This is a genomic window from Microbacterium sp. NPDC058269, from assembly GCF_042881445.1.
GTDB lineage: Bacteria > Actinomycetota > Actinomycetes > Actinomycetales > Microbacteriaceae > Microbacterium.
Window position 1 is genome coordinate 1,354,077 of sequence record NZ_JBHVXT010000001.1, and the last position, 15,839, is coordinate 1,369,915.

The following is a 15,839-nucleotide window of genomic DNA, read 5'->3' on the forward strand; positions in this document are numbered from 1 at the left end:
TAGGTAGCCTGAATTCAGGGCGGAGTCGCCAACCCGAAGTACGCGAGCTCAGCCTCGTTCAGCATCCGCGACCGGATCAGGAAGCGCATGCCGGTAGGCCCCTCGACGCTGAACCCGGCACCGCGCCCCGGCACGACGTCGATCGTGAGATGCGTGTACTTCCAGTACTCGAACTGAGACTCCGACATGAAGACCTCGACCGACTGCGCGAGCCCGACGTCGAGCGCGCCGAGCAGCACGTCGCCCGGCCCCGTGATGAACATCCCGATCGGATAGCACATGGGGGAAGAGCCGTCGCAGCAGCCCCCGGACTGGTGGAACATGAGCGGTCCGTGCTGCGCGGTCAGCTCACGCACGAGTGATGCCGCCGCATCCGTCACGCCCACCCGCTGGTAGGTACCGATGCTGACCATGACTGCCGCCTTCCGGGGATGGAGCCGGGCGGACGCTGAGGGAGCAGCGCCCGCCCGGGATCGAACTCAGAAGAAGCCCATCGGGCCTTCCGCGTAGGACACGAGGAGGTTCTTCGTCTGCTGGTAGTGGTCGAGCATCATCTTGTGGTTCTCGCGCCCGACGCCGGACTGCTTGTATCCGCCGAATGCCGCGTGCGCGGGGTACTGGTGATACGTGTTGGTCCAGACGCGTCCGGCCTCGATCGCCCGCCCTGCACGATAGGCCGTGTCGCCGCTGCGGCTCCACACACCCGCGCCGAGTCCGTAGAGGGTGTCGTTCGCGATCGAGATCGCGTCGTCGAAACCGTCGAACGACGTGACCGACAGCACCGGGCCGAAGATCTCCTCCTGGAAGATGCGCATGTCGTTCGTGCCCTCGAAGACGGTCGGGGCGACGTAGAAACCCTCACTGAGATCCCCGCCGAGGTCGACTCGTTCACCCCCGGTCAGCAGTCGCGCCCCGCCCTGTTTGCCGATGTCGATGTAGCTGAGGATCTTCTCCAGCTGGTCGTTCGACGCCTGCGCGCCGATCATGGTCGCAGGGTCGAGCGGGTTGCCCTGCACGACCTTCGCGACCCGCTCCAGCCCGTCGGCGAGGAAGCCGTCGTAGATCGAGCGCTGGATGAGTGCACGCGACGGGCAGGTGCAGACCTCACCCTGATTCAGCGCGAACATCGTGAACCCTTCGAGCGCCTTGTCGTAGAACGGGTCGCTGGTCGAACGCGCGACGTCTTCGAAGAAGACGTTGGGGCTCTTGCCTCCGAGTTCGAGCGTGACCGGGATCAGGTTCTGCGACGCGTACTGCATGATCAGGCGTCCGGTCGTGGTCTCACCGGTGAAGGCGACCTTGCGGATGCGCTTGTGCTGCGCGAGCGGAGCGCCCGCCTCGATGCCGAAGCCGTTGACGATGTTCACGACGCCGGCCGGCAGCAGGTCGCCGATGATGTCGAACAGGAAGAGCAGGGATGCCGGAGTCTGCTCGGCCGGCTTGATGACGACGCAGTTGCCTGCGGCGAGCGCGGGCGCCAGCTTCCACACCGCCATCAGGATCGGGAAGTTCCAGGGGATGATCTGGCCGACCACACCCAGCGGTTCATGGAAGTGGTACGCGACGGTGTTCTCGTCGAGCTGGCTGATGCCGCCCTCCTGAGCGCGCAGGACGCCGGCGAAGTACCGGAAGTGGTCGACGGCGAGGGGGATGTCGGCGGCGAGGGTCTCGCGCACCGGCTTGCCGTTCTCCCACGTCTCGGCGACCGCGATCTCCTCGAGGTGCTGTTCGATGCGGTCGGCGATCCTGTTCAGGATCACTGAGCGCTCTGCCGGGCTGGTCTTGCCCCACCCCGCGAACGCCTTCCACGCGACCTCGACGGCCCGGTCGATGTCTTCGCTGGTGCCGCGGCCGACCTCGGTGAAGGGCTTGCCGTTCACCGGGCTGACGTTCTCGAAGTACTGGCCCTTCACGGGTTCGACGAACTCGCCGCCGATGTAGTGGCCGTAGCGCGGGCGGTAGTTCGCGAGGGTGCCCGGCCGGCCCGGGGCCGCGTAGGCGAGGGACACGTCTTCTTCGACGATGCTCATGGGGGTCTCCTTCGACGGGGCCGCGCCTCGGTGCAGCGGCTGTTCTCCGAAGGTAGGTCGCACGGGGTTGCGCCCGGATGCGCAACGTTGCGCTCGGTTGCAGAGCTCAGGCACCCTCGAGACGCTCGATGCGCGTGACCAGCCCTGCCCGCTTGGGCGAGCGGGCGGGGAGCATCTCCAGCGCGAGGCGGAGGGCTTCGGCGTCGCCCTGCCCCTCGGGGATCTCGGCGTAGGAGAGCAGCACGTCGAGACTCGCCTCGGACAGCATGGCTTCGCGGAGCGCTGCCCGCACCGACTCGCGGAACTCCTCGACGCCGGGCGACGTCGACTCGGGCAGCACCGGGCCCCGATAGGCGGTGAGCGCCACCCGATGGGCACCGCGATCGAGCAGCGACAGCACGTCCTGCGCATCCGTGTCGAGGGCGACGGGAAGGCGATACGGACGGGACTCGGGCACGAGGTCGGGAGCCGTGCGTTCGAGAACCTTGCGCAGGCGAACCATCTCCGGTCGGAGCGTGTCGGGCGAGACACCGGGACCGTAGACGAGCTCGCAGAGTCGTTCGGCCGAGAGCCCCTGGCGGTGCACGGCGAGCATCAGCAGGATGGCCGCGTGGCGGGCACTGAGTTCGATCATCGACTCGTCATGGGCCGACTCGGTCTCCAGCCGTGCCCGATCGCGGCCGAGCACATGCAGGGTCGCGCGGGCGGTGCCCGGCGTGCGTCCCTTCGCCGCGGTGGACCGGGGTTTGGGTTCCTCGCTCCGCTTGCGCAGGCGCGCGACCATCAGCTCCGACTCGACCGCACGGGCCGTCGCGTCGACCAGCAGCCGCGCCTGCAGCGAGACGACCTCCGGACCTCCCGTGATGTCGATGACTCCGAGCACACGTTGCGTCTCGGGGTCGCGCACGGGAGCTGCGGTGCACGACCACGGATGCACGAGGCGGTTGTAGTGCTCCGCGCCGCGGATCTGCACCGACTGGCCGAGAGCGAGTGCGGTTCCGGGGGCGCTCGTCCCGACGGCGTCCTCCGACCAGTTCGCACCGGCGACGAAGCCCATGCCGTCGGTGAGTGAGCGCAGCTGATCGTCGCCCTCGATCCAGAGCAGGCGTCCGGCCTGGTCGCCGACCGCGATGATCACTCCCGTGTCCTCCGCCTCGCCAGGAAGCAGCAGGGCACGGATCATTTCCATCACCGAGGCGAGCGGATGCGCGAGACGATAGGCCTCGAGCTCGTCGCTGACCAGCTCGAGCGGTGGGGCGCCTTCAGGACCGACGCGGCCGCGCCACGACCTCTCCCACGACTCGCGGACGAGGGGGCGCACCTCTTGCAGACGCCGGTCGTCGAGGTTGCCGGCGAGCAGTTCCTCGTGCGCACGCTCGATGAGGAGTCGCGATGTCGGGGGAAGGGACTCGCGGGATACCTGCCACGGCGCAGACACAGCGGTCTCCGATCGTCGAGAGCGTGCGTTGCCTCAGTGTACGAGCAGCGCGCCCCCGAGGGAACACCTCACCGCGTCAGCGGATGAGCCCGGCGACCAGGTCGTCGATCACCTCGTCGGTGGAGGTCTCCGGATCGATCGGCGTGGTGAGCCGGTCGAGCAGCAGTCCGTCGATCGCGTAGTGGAACAGGGCGATCTCACGACGCCCACCCGGGAGCCCCGCGGCGGTGTTGAAGGCGACGTCGCCATCGAAGCCGGCCCGCTGCCAGGCGCCGAGCACGGCCGCGACCTCGGGGCGCCGACCGCCCTCGAGTCGCAGCTCGAACAGCGCGAGAGTCACGTCCTTGTCCTCGGTCAGCCGCCGCACGATGTCGCGGATGTAGTCGGCGAACAGAGCCGGTCCGGGCGCGGCCGTCGCCCGGCGCTCCAGGTCGTCGGGCGTGGGTGCGAGGCGCTCTCCGATCCGCTCGACGAGTCCTTCGAGCAGCGCATCACGGCTGCGGAAGTAGTTCGATGTCGTGCCGGTGGGGACCTGCGCAGCGACATCGACCGCGCGGTGTGTGAGACCCCTCGACCCTTCACGTGCGAGCACCGTGAGTCCCGCGTCCGCGATCGCCCGCCGCCGGGAGTCGTTCTTGACCATGGGAAGAACACTAGCGCAATCACTACGCCTGTTGTACTGTAACTGCTACATCTGTAGTGATTGGAGAATCATGCGAGAGCTCGTGTACTACGCCGCCGTCACGCTCGACGGCTACATCGCCGGCCCGAACGGCGAATTCGACGCGTTCCTCGTCGAGGGCGACCACATGGCGGGCATCAACCGGCGATTCGCCGACACCCTCCCCACCGTCGCCGCCGAAGCACTCGGCATCGAACAGAAGCGCGAGGTGTTCGACACCGTGCTGATGGGGTGGAACACCTACCAGGTGGGCGGCCTGCCCAGTCCATATGCGCACCTCCGGCAGATCGTGTTCAGTCGAACGAGGTCCGCGGAGGCCGAGAGCCTGGAGGTCACAGCCGAAGATCCGGTCGCCGTGGTGCGCCGCCTCAAGCAGGAGGACGGCGCCGCGATCTGGCTCTGCGGCGGCGGCGCTCTGGCCGCGACGCTCGCAGACGAGATCGATCGGCTCGTCCTCAAGCGACAGCCTCTGCTGTTCGGGTCGGGTATCCCGCTGTTCGGCGACCGCCCCTACCGTCCGGAACGGTTCGACGTCGTCGAGACCGTCGCCTACGACAGCGGCGTCGTGTTCACCGAGCTGGAGCGCCGCGAGGGGTAGATGGGCACGAGGGGTAGATGGGCGCAAGAGGCGATGCTTGCATTCTGCTGTCAGGAGGCGAGACATGGCGACCGTGACCATCCGGAATCTCAGCGACGACGTCGTCGTCGCGTGGAAGGAGCGTGCCCGGAGAAACTCCCGCTCGATGGAGGCCGAGGTGCGCGATGTGCTGACCCGCTTGGCGGAGAACGACGCGAGCGGGATCGAGGCCGACCTCACGCAGCGGATTCCGCAACATCGACGCTGGTCCGTCCCGTCGAGCGAGATCATGGCCTGGATCGAGGCGAACCCTTCGACTCCGGAGCAAGACAGGATGCGGGAGGAATGGGCGGCTGAGGTGGAGGCCGATCGGAGGAACCCGCTGTTCGACGGGACCATCCGGGACCCTTGGGGCGACGATGCTCCTGCTTGACACGAACGTGCTGATCCGGATCCGAGAAGTGCGCCTTCCTCGTGACGACGTCGCTCTGAGCGCACTCTCCTTTGCGGAGCTCCGGTTCGGCGTCGAGCGTGCGAGCACACCTGCAGTCCGCCGAGAGCGTCAGACCGATCTCGCTCGCGTCACCACCATGTTCTCGTCCGGCTGGCTCCCGTTCGACACCACCGCCGCCGACTCCTATGCCACGCTGGCGGCGCATGTCGCAACCAAGCTTCCCGCCCACGCTCGGAGCACCGACATCATGCTGGCCGGCCACGCCTACGCACTCGGAGCCGCCTTCCTCACTTTCAACCCGAAGGGCTTCGAGCTCGTGGCCGACCGGGTCGAGATCATCGTCCCCGAACGGCGCTGAGGCTGTTCAGCTCCGCGCGGCCCACCACTCGCGCAGCCGCTGTTCAGCGACCTCCGGGCCCAGCACTCCCTCATCCAGACGCAGGTCGAGCAGGAACTTGTAGGCCTCGCCCACCTCGCGCCCCGGAGTGATGCCCAGCACCTGCTGGATGCGGTTGCCGTCGATCTCCGGACGGATGGAGTCGAGCTCCTCCTGCTCGCGCAACGCGGCGATGCGCGACTCGATGTCGTCGTAGGCGCTCGCCAGGCGGCCGGCCTTGCGCTTGTTGCGGGTGGTCACGTCGGCACGGGTGAGGATGTGCAGGCGCTCGAGCAGGTCGCCGGCGTCGCGCACGTAGCGGCGCACGGCAGCATCCGTCCACGCCCCCTCGGCATAGCCGAAGAAGCGCAGGTGCAGCTCGATCAGGGTCGCGACGGCATCGGTGGTGTCGGTGTCGAATCGCAGCGCCTGCAGACGCTTGCGCGCCATCCGCGAGCCGACCACATCGTGGTGGTGGAACGTGACCACGCCCCCCGCCTCGAGCTTGCGGGTGCGCGGCTTGCCGATGTCGTGCAGCAGCGCGGCGATGCGCAGCGGCACGTCGGGCGCGGCGCCGGGGTGCCGGGCGTGCTCGAGCTCGATCGCCTGGGCGAGCACGGTGAGCGAGTGCTCGTACACGTCCTTATGGTGGTGGTGCTCGTCGACTTCGAGGCGCAGGTCGGTGACCTCCGGGAGGAACTCGTCGATCAGCCCGGTGTCGACCAGCACACGGATACCGCGCACCGGGTCGTCCGTCTGCATGAGGCGCACGAGCTCGGACTGGATACGCTCGGGGCTCACGATCTTCAGCGTCTCGCGCAGCTCGGTGATCGCGTCAGAGGTGGCCTCTTCCACACGGAAGCCGAGCTGAGCGCTGAAACGGGCCGCACGCAGCATCCGCAACGGGTCGTCGCCGAACGAGACCCGCGGATCAGCGGGTGTGCGCAGTACGCCGGCGACCAAGTCTTCGACGCCTCCGGTCGGGTCGACGAGCTTCACGGACGGCACCAGCAGGGCCATGGAGTTGACGGTGAAGTCGCGGCGCACGAGGTCGCCGTCGATCGTGTCGCCGAACTCGACCGTGGGCTTGCGGGTCACACCGTCGTAGCTGTCGGCGCGATAGGTCGTGATCTCGACCTGCTCACCCTGCACGCGGGCACCGATCGTGCCGAACGCACGGCCGATGTCCCACTGCGCGGTCGAGAGTGGCGTGACGATCTTGAGGATGTCATCGGGCGAGGCGTTCGTCGTGAAGTCGAGGTCATGCGTCGCACGGCCGAGCAGCGCGTCGCGTACCGGTCCGCCGACCACGGCCAGGTCGAAACCGGCATCCTCGAACGCCGTCGCGAGGGTGCGGACGACCGGATTCTCGGCGAGCGCACCGAGACGGGCGAGGCCGTCAGCCATGTTGAGCATGGTTTCCAGCGTACCGGGGTGGGTGCACCCGGCATCTGCACCGTTCACCTCCCGGTCGCCCGGAGGCCAGCCCCCGGTCATCCGCCTTCGATGGGGTGGAGGGGCCCCGTGCGGCTGAGCACGGAAAACCCACCCCCAAAAGGACAGACATGACCTCCCCCACCCCTGCGGTGCGGTGGCGGCGTCGCGGACTCACATCCGTCGCGCTCCTCGCCCTGCTCGGCGGCGCTGTCGTCGCCCCCGCGGCCCTCGCCGCTCTCGACCCCGAAGTGCCGACCGGGTCGCTGATCACCGGCGACACGACGTGGCGCTACCTCGACGACGGATCCGACCCGTCTCCCGCTCCCGCAGCTCTGCGCGAGTGGACGCTGCCCGCGTACGACGACAGCGCCTGGAAGTCCGCGACCGGATCCTTCGGCGCCAAGGGTGGAAAGTTGGCTCCCGTCGGCCCGCAAACGCCCAAGACCCTTCTGAACCACTACCTCGACGGCACGGCAGCCCCGACCGTGCCCACCTACTTCTTCCGCACGACGTTCGAGCTCGAGACGGGCGTGGCCGAACAGGTCGCCGCCCTGCAGAGCACCATCACGTACGACGACGCGATCATCGTCTGGCTCAACGGCGTCGAGGTCGCCCGATACGTCGACGGCCGCATCACCGACACCACGAACGTCGAATATGCGGGCGACAGTGGCGGCGACCCGCTCACGAGCACGTTCAGCGCCGAGGGCGATCTGCTGCACGACGGCACGAACACCATCGCCGTCTCGCTGTTCCAGGACCGGGAGACCAGCTCCGACATCTTCTTCGACATGTCATCACTGACCCTCGTCAAGGCATCCGCCCCCGGCACCCCCGTCGTCGCGCCGCCGACACGTGTCATCCTCACCCCGACCGAGCAGCCCGCCGTCTCGCAGGCGTTCTCCTGGCTCGCCGGTGACGCCTCGCACACGGTCGGACAGGTCGAGATCACCCCGTCCGCCGGCGGCGAGACCCGCGCGATCGACGCGTATGACGCCGGAGTCGTGAACGGGAACCCGAACAAGCACTTCTCGGCCACCGTCACCGGCCTCACGGCAGCCACCGAGTACCGCTACCGCGTGGGCCTGCCCGGCAGCTGGAGCGACTGGTTCACCTTCCGCACCGCTGATCCTTCGGCGACCGACTTCCAGTTCATCTACTACGGCGACGCGCAGATCGGACTCGACACCACGTGGCCGAGCGTCGTGAAGCAGGCAGAAGCCGCCGCGCCCCGGTCGATCGGCTCCGTGCACGCGGGTGACCTGATCAACACGTCGAGCAACGAGAACGAGTGGGTCAACTGGTTCAAGGGCATGAAGGACTCGGCCGTCCGCACCAACGTGATGGCCGCCCCCGGCAACCACGAGTACTCCGGCGACAAGCTGCTCACCGCATGGAAGGCCGCTTTCGAGTACCCGCACAACAACCCGTCGACGAGCTCGATCGGCGAACTGGCCGACCTCGCCAAGGGCGACTCCGCCGTCGCGCAGCAGTACCGCGCGTTCTTCGACCACTGGAGCTCGTTCGCCGCAGAAACCGCGTACTACACCGACTACCAGGGGGTGCGCTTCATCACCCTGAACGCGACGCGCGACACGACGTTCCTCACGCCGGCCGGGCTCCCGTCCTGCACCGGAGCAGAGTGCCCCTCCGCGCAGATCGGCCTGCTCTGGACCCGCTTCCAGGGCGCGTGGCTCGACCTGCTGCTGCAGAACAGCCCGTCGAAGTGGAACGTCGTCACGTTCCACCAGCCGGTGTTCTCGACATCCGAAGGCCGCGACGAGCCGGTGCTGCGCGCCGAGTGGCTGCCGGTCTTCCAGCGCAACGACATCGATCTGGTGCTCATGGGCCACGACCACACGTACGCCCGCGGCTACGTGAACACCGATGCCACCGAGACCCCCGGCCTCACCACCGGCCCGGTCTACGTCGTGTCGAACTCGGGCGCGAAGCACTACGACCTCGAGACTGCGGAGAAGAACGTCTGGACCAACAACGGCGCCACCCAGGTGCTCCGTGGCCAGGGCGTGACCACCTACCAGGTCATCGACGTCTCGAAGAACCAGCTCGTCTACCGCTCCTACCTCGCGGAGAAGCAGCCGGGCGCCACGACCGACCTCCCCGTCGGTGCCGTGTACGACACGTTCACCGTGACGAAGTCGGATGCCGGCGAGAAGTGGGTCACCGAGGCCGGCGTCACTCCTCCGGTCACTCCCGAGCCCGAGGTTCCGGCAAAGGTCGAGCTCGGCGCGGCATCCGTGAAAGCCGGCGGCACGGTCACGGTGTCGGGCAGCGGCTTCGCCGAGGGCGCGCAGCTGCGGCTCGAGCTGCGGTCCGACCCGGTGCAGCTGGGCACGGCGACCGTGGGTGCGGACGGCTCCTTCCAGCGCACGGTCACGATCCCGGCGAACACCCCGGCCGGCGCGCACACGCTCGCCGTGATCCTCCCCGACGGCACCGAGGTCACCGCCTCGCTCACCGTCGCGGCAGCAGGCGGCGGAGCGGTGGCGCCGGGCAACGGTGGCTCTGCCGGGGGCGATCTCGCGACCACGGGTGCGGACAGCGTGCCGTACATCGTCGCAGCCGTCGTGCTCCTCGCAGCCGGTCTCGGCCTGTTCGCGATGCGGCGCCGACGTCAGCACGCCACGGTGGAGACGACCGAGGCGGAGTAGTCCGAAGGAGGGCGTCGTCCGGGCTTCGGCCCGGGCGGCGCCCTCTTTCGCGGTACCTCGTCCGCGATCTCCGGAGCCGTGCAGGGCGCGAACCGCGGCGCAGTCGTAGGATCGCGGCATGGCCGAAGAAGACTCCCCCTCCCCCGACGCTCCCCGGGACGCCTCCCGCCGAGGCTTCTTCAAGGTGGGTGGTGCCGCCCTCGCCGGCGCGGTGGTCGGTGGTGTCGGCGGTGCGGCTATCGGAGCGTCGGTCGCCGGCAGCGGACGTGACGGATTCGCGGCCGACCCCGACCCGTTCGCCGCGCTCACCCCGCGCAGCGAGCCCGGCTTCGACCACCTCGTCGTCGTGATGGGCGAGAACCGCTCCTTCGACAACCTGCTCGGGTACCTGTACTCGAAGGAGAACCTGCCGGCGGGCGAGACCTTCGAAGGACTGGACTTCGGCTCATACAGCAATACCGCGTCTGATGGCACGGTCGTCGACGCGCATGTGTATGAGGGCGACACCGACCGCATCATGAGCCTTCCCGACCCGGATCCGGGCGAGGAGTACCCGCACGTCAACACGCAGATCTTCGGCACGGTCGATCCGAAGACGAACGCCGACCTCTTCGTCGATGAGATGACCGCGCCGTTCAACGCCCCGACGCACGGCGAGAAGGCCACGATGTCGGGGTTCCTCGAGGACTACATCATCAACTTCCGACGCCTGCGCAAGGGCGTGGATCCCCGCCCTGAGGAAGCCGCGCACATCATGGGGTCGTTCTCCCCCGAGATGCTGCCCGTGCTGTCGACGCTCGCCTCCGAGTTCGCGGTGTTCGACCACTGGTACGCCGGCGTCCCCTCGCAGACCTTCTGCAACCGTTCGTTCTTCCACGCCTCCACGTCTCACGGCTTCGTGACCAACCAGGCCGGCGGCGGCTACCGGAAGTGGCTGGATGCACCGGCCGCACCCACGGTCTTCAACCGGCTCGAGGATAAGAAGGTGAGCTGGAAGATCTACATCGACAAGCTCCAGCTCGTCTCCTTCACCGGCATGCTGCATGCGGCGGTGCTGGAGAAGTACTGGCGCACCGACCACTTCGGCACGATGGAGGACTTCTACGCCGAGGCTAAGGACGGGAAGCTCCCCGCGTACGCCTTCATCGAGCCGCGGAGGGTCTACGACCACAACGACTTCCATCCCCCGTTCGGATCGCCGCGTGAGAGCGAGGTCGACGGCGAGGCCGTGTTCGACAGCGCGATCTCGGACGTGCGGGCCGGGGACCGGCTCATCCACGACATCTACGAGGCGGTGCGCACGAGCGCATCCCCGAAGGGATCCAACGCCGTCAACACCCTGCTGCTCATCACCTTCGACGAACACGGAGGGTGCTATGACCACGTGCCGCCCCCGTCCGTGACGAAGCCCACCCCCGATACCGGGCCGGGCGAGATGGGCTTCACGTTCGATCGACTCGGATGCCGGGTGCCGGCCATCGCCGTGTCGGCCTATACGAAGCGCGGCAGCATCATCCACGACGAGATGCATCACGGGTCCGTGACCGCGACCCTCTCGCGTCTGCACGGGTTGAAGCCCCTCAACGACCGCGATCAGTCCGCCAACACGCTGCTCAACGTCGTGAACCTCGACAAGCCGCGACATCCGTCCGACTGGCCGGTGACCACCCCGGCCTACACGCCGCCGAACCCGGAGGACACGGCGCCGCAGCCGGGCGAGAAGGATCAGATGAAGCCGCTCACGCCGCCCGCGCGCGGCCTGCTCGGTCTGCTCCTCGCCCGGTACGGCAAGCCGGGCGAGCCGGAACCGGAGACCTTCGCCGACGCCTACAAGCTCCTGCACGAACACGGCGAGGAGCTGTTCGGGCCCCCGAACGGCGGCTGACCTCGATACGCGCGCGGATTACTTCCGCTCGGAGCGACGTCGGGCGACGATCAGGAGTGCCGCCCCGACGATGACGACGACCGCGCCGCCGGCCGCCCAGGCGAGCGTCTCCGGTCCGAGCCCCGTTGCCGGCAGCCGTCCGCTGCCGTTCCCGCTCGCCGCCGACGGATCCGGCGACGGCGACGGCGGGACGACGGTCGCCGCGAGAGTGAAGTCCTGCCCTTCGATGGACTCGCCGAGAGCGGAGATCACGACGGTGCGGGTCCCCGCGCCGACCACACTGCTGCCGGTCGGCGAGCGCACGATCAGCTCGTAGGTTCCCAGAGCGAGGTTGCCGAGACCATAGGTGCCGTCGGCGTCGGTCGCGAGCTGCAGGGGGCCGCCGGGGCCGTTCACGTCGATCACCACACCCCCGACGGGTGCGCCGCCGTCGGTACGCACCGTGCCGTCGATGGCCCCCAGCCGCGCGAGGTCGAAGTCCACGCCCGTGACGTCCGTTCCCGCGACGGGTTCGGTGCGGCTGACGGGAGATGTGGCAACATACCCCTCGGGCGTCGTCATCGTCACCGTGTAGCCGCCGGCAGGCAGGCGCGGGAACGTGTATCCGCCGTCCGCTCCGGTCACGGTCGTGAGCGTGCCCCCACCCTGCAGCACGGCGGTGACCGTGACGCCGGGCACCCCGCTTCCGTTCCACCGGACGGCGCCACTCAGGCTCGGGTTCGCCTTGATGACGAAGTCGGCGAGGGTGATCAGATCCTCGTTGTCTGCGGGAACCACGAAATCAAGCGGGGCGGTGGCGAGGGTATACCCGGTCGGGACGACGATGCTCGCCTCCTGCGGCCCGTCCAGGACCATGTCGAACAGATACCGTCCGTCGGCGTCGGTCGTCGTCGTCTGTCCGCCGATCGTGACCGCGACATCGGCGATGGGGTTGCCGTCCCCATCGACCACCAGCCCGGTGACGGGTGAGGGGATGATGTCGCGCACCGTGAAGTCGACCCCCTCGGCATTGCCGCCGCTGAGGTTGACCGGGGTCGTGGTCTGGCCGACCGCGATCTTGTCGTCGGGTGCCGTCACGCTCACGCGGTACCCATCCGTGGCGATGAATCCCGGGAACGAATACGTGCCGTCCGGAGCAGTGGTCGTCCTGCCGACGATCGAGCCGTTGCCGTCGGTGAGCGTCAGGGCGACGCCGTCCAGGGGCCCGCTGACCACGTCGGAGACGGTGCCTCGGATGTCGTTCGCGGCCGAGACGAACCAGGTCTGGTAGACGGGGAGGCCCGACCGGCGCGTGAAGATGAAGCTGAGGGAGCTGATGGGGGTCGAGGGCTCGAACCACGCTGCGGAGCCGTTCGTGTCGGCGGCCGCCGCGTTGCCGGTGAGGGTGAGGGTCGCGGCATCCCAGGTCGGCACGTCGTCTGCAGATCCGGTGCACGCGGGCTTTCCCACGACGGCGGGAGCGCAGTAGTTGAAGCGGTCTCGGAGACCGATCTCCGCCGCCGTGAGCACATGCCCGTCCGGCGCGACGGCGTGGATGCGCACACTGTCGGAGTCGATGTCGCCCAGCGCGAATGCCCACCCCGACGTCGGGGTGGGTGCGGCGAACGAGTAGGTCGTCGTCGACGGGCTCGTGGCGTTGTCGGCCTTGGGACGCAGGTTCAGGTACGGCTGATCCCTGCTGGAGCCGTACTCGGCACCGATCGGCGTGCCCTCGGACAGCCACGTCGATGTACCGGAGATCACGCCGACCTGCCCCGCGCGGGAGTCGCTGGTCATGGTGGCGGTGAGTGCGGGTTTCGGCGCCACCTGCACGGTCGTCGTGTAGGCACCGCCCGTTCCTGCGAGTGGCGCCCACGTGGCCCACGATGTCACTGCGGCTGCGGCGGGGATGGCTCCCACGAGCACGGCGACGAGCACGATGGCTCCGGTGATGATCCCGTTGCGGCGAAAACGCATGCGGTCAGAGTACTGGTATACCGGATCGTCGGAGAAGTGAATTCTTCGCGGCTACACGTCGGCGATGAGCCTCTTGCCGAGGTCCACCGTGTCGTCGATCTCGTAGCCGAGCCGGCGGTAGAAGTCGACCACCTGCGCGTTGCCCGCACGCACCTGCAGATTCACCTTCGGGCAGCCCAGATCGCGCAGGCCGGCCTCGACGTGGGCAACGAGTTCCCGACCCACTCCGAGTCCGCGGGAATCGAGCTGCGTGGCGAGGTAGTTCATCCACCCGCGATGCCCGTCGTAGCCGGCCATGACGGCGCCGAGGATGCGCCCCGTCTCGTCCTCCGCCACGACGAAGAGCTCCGGCTGCACCGTCAGCTTCCGAGCGATGTCCTTCCGCGGGTCGTTCCACGCTCTCGTGAGCCCTGCCGCCTCCCACAGGGCGACGACAGCATCGGTGTCTTCAGGCTGGAACGGTCGGATTCGCATCCGTCCAGCCTTCCAGATCGGGGTAGGCCCCGATCAACTCTCGCGCGAGAACGTGATGTGCGTGACGCCGGACTCGGCGACCTCCGAGGTGACGCGGTACCCAGACTCCAGGCCGCGCAGGTCGTCCCAGAGGCGAAGCCCGCTACCGATCAGGATCGGCGTGATGCCGACGTGCAGGTCATCGACGAGTCCGGCGCGAAGATACTCGCGAACCGTCGTCGCCCCGCCTCCGATGCGCACGTCGCGTCCGTCCGCAGCGGCGACCGCCGTGCGGAGCGCCTCCTCGGGCGCGGCCGAGAGGAAGTGGAAGCTCGTGCCGTTGGCGAACTCGATCGACGGACGCGGGGTGTGCGTGAGCACGAAGACCGGCGCGTGGAAGGGCGGCTCCTCCCCCCACCAGCCGCGCCAGTCGGGGTCGTCCGGGTGCGCGTGGAGCCCGAACATCCCGGCCCCCATGATCTCCGCGCCGATGTTCTCGAAGTAGTGGGAGGCGTACTTCTCGTCGACCCCCGTGGTGCCCGCCCCGCTCGTGTCGTGGAAGACGCGCTCGTGGAAGGTGCGCGTCGCCGTGTACGCGGCCGTCAACCGCCCCCAGTCCTCGCCGAAGGGGTTCTCGGGAGTCTGGTCGGTCGTGGTGGCGAAGCCATCGAGCGAGATGTTGAGGTCGACGCGAACACGGGTCATGACTTGCCTCCGGAGCTGCACGGGGTGACGGCGCCTCCATCGACGCGCCGTCACCCAGCGTCAGCGTTCCACGATGCCTTGTCAAGCACGAGGGTTCCGGTCAGACGGGATCGCCCTGAACGGGCCCTTCCGTGTTCGGCTTCCACCCCAGCGCCGGGGCCACATGCTTCGCGAACGACTCCAGCACGTGCAGGTTGTAGTCCGGTCCGAGCTGGTTCGGGATCGTCAGCATCAGGGTGTCGGCGGCCATCACCGCCTCGTCCTGTCGGAGCTGCTCGATCAGCACGTCGGGCTCTGCGGCGTAGGTCTTGCCGAACGTGGAACGGAACCCGTCGATGATGCCGATCTGATCGGCGTTCTCCTCGCTGCGCAGGCCGAAGTACGCACGGTCCATGTCGGACACGAGCGGGAACACGCTCCGACTCACCGAGACGCGGGGGGTGCCGGTGTGTCCGGCCTCCTTGTACGCCGAGCGGAAGAGGTCGATCTGCTCGCGCTGCAGCTCGTGGAACGGCTGGCCGGTGGCCTCGGTGACGAGGGTCGAGCTCATCATGTTGAGGCCCTTGCGACCCGTCTCGATCGCCGTCGGGCGCGATCCCGAACCCCACCAGATGTGATCGCGGAGGGTCGGCGACTGCGGCTCGATCGCGAGGTAGCGCCCCGCCCCCACCATTCGCGGGTCTCCTGGTGCGATTCCCTCACCGTCGATCGCACGCAGGAACAGGTCGAACTTCTCACGGGCGATGACGCTGCCGCGCTCGGTGTCCTCCTCGTCGACATAGCCGAACGTCTCGTATCCGCGCAGAGCCGTCTCGGGTGAACCACGGCTCACGCCGAGCGCGATGCGACCGTCGGAGATCAGATCGAGCGCGGCTGCTTCTTCGGCGAACTGGAACGGGTTCTCATAGCGCATGTCGATCACGCCGGTGCCGACCTCGATGCGCTTCGTACGCGCGGCCATAGCTGTCAGCAGGGGCATCGGCGAGGCCGCCTGACGCGCCCAGTGGTGCACGCGCACGTAGGCGCCGTTGACACCGATCTCGTCTGCGCCCTCGGCGATCTCGATGGTCTGCTTCAGCATGTCCCCCGCCGTGCGGGTCGCTGAGCCGGGCACATCCGCATAGTGCCCGAAGGAGAGGAATCCGAAAGCCTTCATGATCTATTCCAACGCATG

General features: G+C 68.3%; 14 protein-coding genes. 5 read left to right on the forward strand and 9 right to left on the reverse strand.

Annotation, left to right across the window (positions count from 1 at the left end; translation table 11 throughout):
- Positions 1–14 precede the first annotated feature (14 nt).
- From ACFVWL_RS06735 to ACFVWL_RS06750, 4 genes are all read right to left on the reverse strand, one after another.
- A complete protein-coding gene (locus ACFVWL_RS06735; protein WP_387180141.1) occupies positions 15–413 on the reverse strand; it encodes a DUF779 domain-containing protein in 399 nt (132 codons plus the stop codon).
- Between the two features lie 66 nt (positions 414–479).
- Positions 480–2,030, reverse strand: coding sequence for an aldehyde dehydrogenase family protein (locus tag ACFVWL_RS06740; RefSeq protein WP_387180144.1), 1,551 nt, complete (start codon positions 2,028–2,030; stop codon positions 480–482).
- 106 nt (positions 2,031–2,136) lie between these two features.
- A complete protein-coding gene (locus ACFVWL_RS06745) occupies positions 2,137–3,468 on the reverse strand; it encodes a transcriptional regulator (RefSeq protein ID WP_387180147.1) in 1,332 nt (443 codons plus the stop codon).
- A 76-nt stretch (positions 3,469–3,544) separates the two neighbouring features.
- Entirely contained in the window at positions 3,545–4,111 is a 567-nt protein-coding gene (locus ACFVWL_RS06750; protein WP_387180150.1) for a TetR/AcrR family transcriptional regulator, read from the reverse strand.
- A 70-nt stretch (positions 4,112–4,181) separates the two neighbouring features.
- Here ACFVWL_RS06750 and ACFVWL_RS06755 point away from each other — a divergent pair, with 70 nt between their 5' ends.
- The 3 genes from ACFVWL_RS06755 to ACFVWL_RS06765 all read left to right on the forward strand — a co-directional run bounded on the left by ACFVWL_RS06755 (position 4,182) and on the right by ACFVWL_RS06765 (position 5,539).
- Positions 4,182–4,748: a dihydrofolate reductase family protein gene (locus ACFVWL_RS06755; RefSeq protein ID WP_387180153.1), complete on the forward strand. Its 567-nt coding sequence runs from the start codon at positions 4,182–4,184 to the stop codon at positions 4,746–4,748.
- Positions 4,749–4,812: 64 nt separating this feature from the next.
- The gene (locus ACFVWL_RS06760) at positions 4,813–5,160 is read left to right on the forward strand and encodes a hypothetical protein (RefSeq protein WP_387180157.1); all 348 of its coding nucleotides are present in this window, start codon (positions 4,813–4,815) and stop codon (positions 5,158–5,160) included.
- Positions 5,147–5,539 (forward strand): PIN domain-containing protein, encoded by a 393-nt coding sequence (locus ACFVWL_RS06765; protein ID WP_387180158.1) that lies wholly within the window; start codon positions 5,147–5,149, stop codon positions 5,537–5,539. The genes ACFVWL_RS06760 and ACFVWL_RS06765 overlap by 14 nt, the downstream gene beginning before the upstream one ends.
- Positions 5,540–5,545: 6 nt before the next feature.
- Here ACFVWL_RS06765 and ACFVWL_RS06770 read toward each other — a convergent pair whose 3' ends face one another.
- The gene (locus tag ACFVWL_RS06770) at positions 5,546–6,973 is read right to left on the reverse strand and encodes a CCA tRNA nucleotidyltransferase (RefSeq protein ID WP_387180161.1); all 1,428 of its coding nucleotides are present in this window, start codon (positions 6,971–6,973) and stop codon (positions 5,546–5,548) included.
- A 149-nt stretch (positions 6,974–7,122) separates the two neighbouring features.
- Here ACFVWL_RS06770 and ACFVWL_RS06775 point away from each other — a divergent pair, with 149 nt between their 5' ends.
- Positions 7,123–9,666, forward strand: a complete 2,544-nt coding sequence (locus ACFVWL_RS06775; protein WP_387180164.1) for a fibronectin type III domain-containing protein — start codon at positions 7,123–7,125, stop codon at positions 9,664–9,666.
- Positions 9,667–9,784: 118 nt separating this feature from the next.
- Positions 9,785–11,551, forward strand: a complete 1,767-nt coding sequence (locus ACFVWL_RS06780; RefSeq protein ID WP_387180167.1) for an alkaline phosphatase family protein — start codon at positions 9,785–9,787, stop codon at positions 11,549–11,551.
- 18 nt (positions 11,552–11,569) lie between these two features.
- Here the strand turns inward: ACFVWL_RS06780 and ACFVWL_RS06785 are convergent, their stop codons facing one another.
- The 4 genes from ACFVWL_RS06785 to ACFVWL_RS06800 form a co-directional block, all read right to left on the reverse strand.
- Complete coding sequence (locus tag ACFVWL_RS06785; protein WP_387180169.1) at positions 11,570–13,507, reverse strand: collagen binding domain-containing protein; 1,938 nt, start codon at positions 13,505–13,507, stop codon at positions 11,570–11,572.
- Between the two features lie 51 nt (positions 13,508–13,558).
- Entirely contained in the window at positions 13,559–13,981 is a 423-nt protein-coding gene (locus ACFVWL_RS06790; RefSeq protein ID WP_387180172.1) for a GNAT family acetyltransferase, read from the reverse strand.
- A gap of 33 nt (positions 13,982–14,014) precedes the next feature.
- Positions 14,015–14,665 carry a dihydrofolate reductase family protein gene (locus tag ACFVWL_RS06795; protein ID WP_387180174.1) on the reverse strand — a complete coding sequence of 217 codons (651 nt, stop codon included), beginning with the start codon at positions 14,663–14,665 and terminating at the stop codon, positions 14,015–14,017.
- Between the two features lie 100 nt (positions 14,666–14,765).
- Positions 14,766–15,821 carry an LLM class flavin-dependent oxidoreductase gene (locus tag ACFVWL_RS06800; RefSeq protein ID WP_387180177.1) on the reverse strand — a complete coding sequence of 352 codons (1,056 nt, stop codon included), beginning with the start codon at positions 15,819–15,821 and terminating at the stop codon, positions 14,766–14,768.
- Positions 15,822–15,839 lie beyond the last annotated feature (18 nt).

Excerpts from the sequence above, each read along its gene's own strand:
- ACFVWL_RS06735 (WP_387180141.1), bottom strand. The coding sequence starts at position 413 with ATGGTCAGCATCGGTACCTACCAGCGGGTGGGCGTGACGGATGCGGCG.
- ACFVWL_RS06740 (WP_387180144.1), bottom strand. The coding sequence starts at position 2,030 with ATGAGCATCGTCGAAGAAGACGTGTCCCTCGCCTACGCGGCCCCGGGC.
- ACFVWL_RS06750 (WP_387180150.1), bottom strand. The coding sequence starts at position 4,111 with ATGGTCAAGAACGACTCCCGGCGGCGGGCGATCGCGGACGCGGGACTC.
- ACFVWL_RS06755 (WP_387180153.1), top strand. The coding sequence starts at position 4,182 with ATGCGAGAGCTCGTGTACTACGCCGCCGTCACGCTCGACGGCTACATC.
- ACFVWL_RS06760 (WP_387180157.1), top strand. The coding sequence starts at position 4,813 with ATGGCGACCGTGACCATCCGGAATCTCAGCGACGACGTCGTCGTCGCG.
- ACFVWL_RS06765 (WP_387180158.1), top strand. The coding sequence starts at position 5,147 with ATGCTCCTGCTTGACACGAACGTGCTGATCCGGATCCGAGAAGTGCGC.
- ACFVWL_RS06770 (WP_387180161.1), bottom strand. The coding sequence starts at position 6,973 with ATGCTCAACATGGCTGACGGCCTCGCCCGTCTCGGTGCGCTCGCCGAG.
- ACFVWL_RS06775 (WP_387180164.1), top strand. The coding sequence starts at position 7,123 with ATGACCTCCCCCACCCCTGCGGTGCGGTGGCGGCGTCGCGGACTCACA.
- ACFVWL_RS06780 (WP_387180167.1), top strand. The coding sequence starts at position 9,785 with ATGGCCGAAGAAGACTCCCCCTCCCCCGACGCTCCCCGGGACGCCTCC.
- ACFVWL_RS06785 (WP_387180169.1), bottom strand. The coding sequence starts at position 13,507 with ATGCGTTTTCGCCGCAACGGGATCATCACCGGAGCCATCGTGCTCGTC.
- ACFVWL_RS06790 (WP_387180172.1), bottom strand. The coding sequence starts at position 13,981 with ATGCGAATCCGACCGTTCCAGCCTGAAGACACCGATGCTGTCGTCGCC.
- ACFVWL_RS06795 (WP_387180174.1), bottom strand. The coding sequence starts at position 14,665 with ATGACCCGTGTTCGCGTCGACCTCAACATCTCGCTCGATGGCTTCGCC.
- ACFVWL_RS06800 (WP_387180177.1), bottom strand. The coding sequence starts at position 15,821 with ATGAAGGCTTTCGGATTCCTCTCCTTCGGGCACTATGCGGATGTGCCC.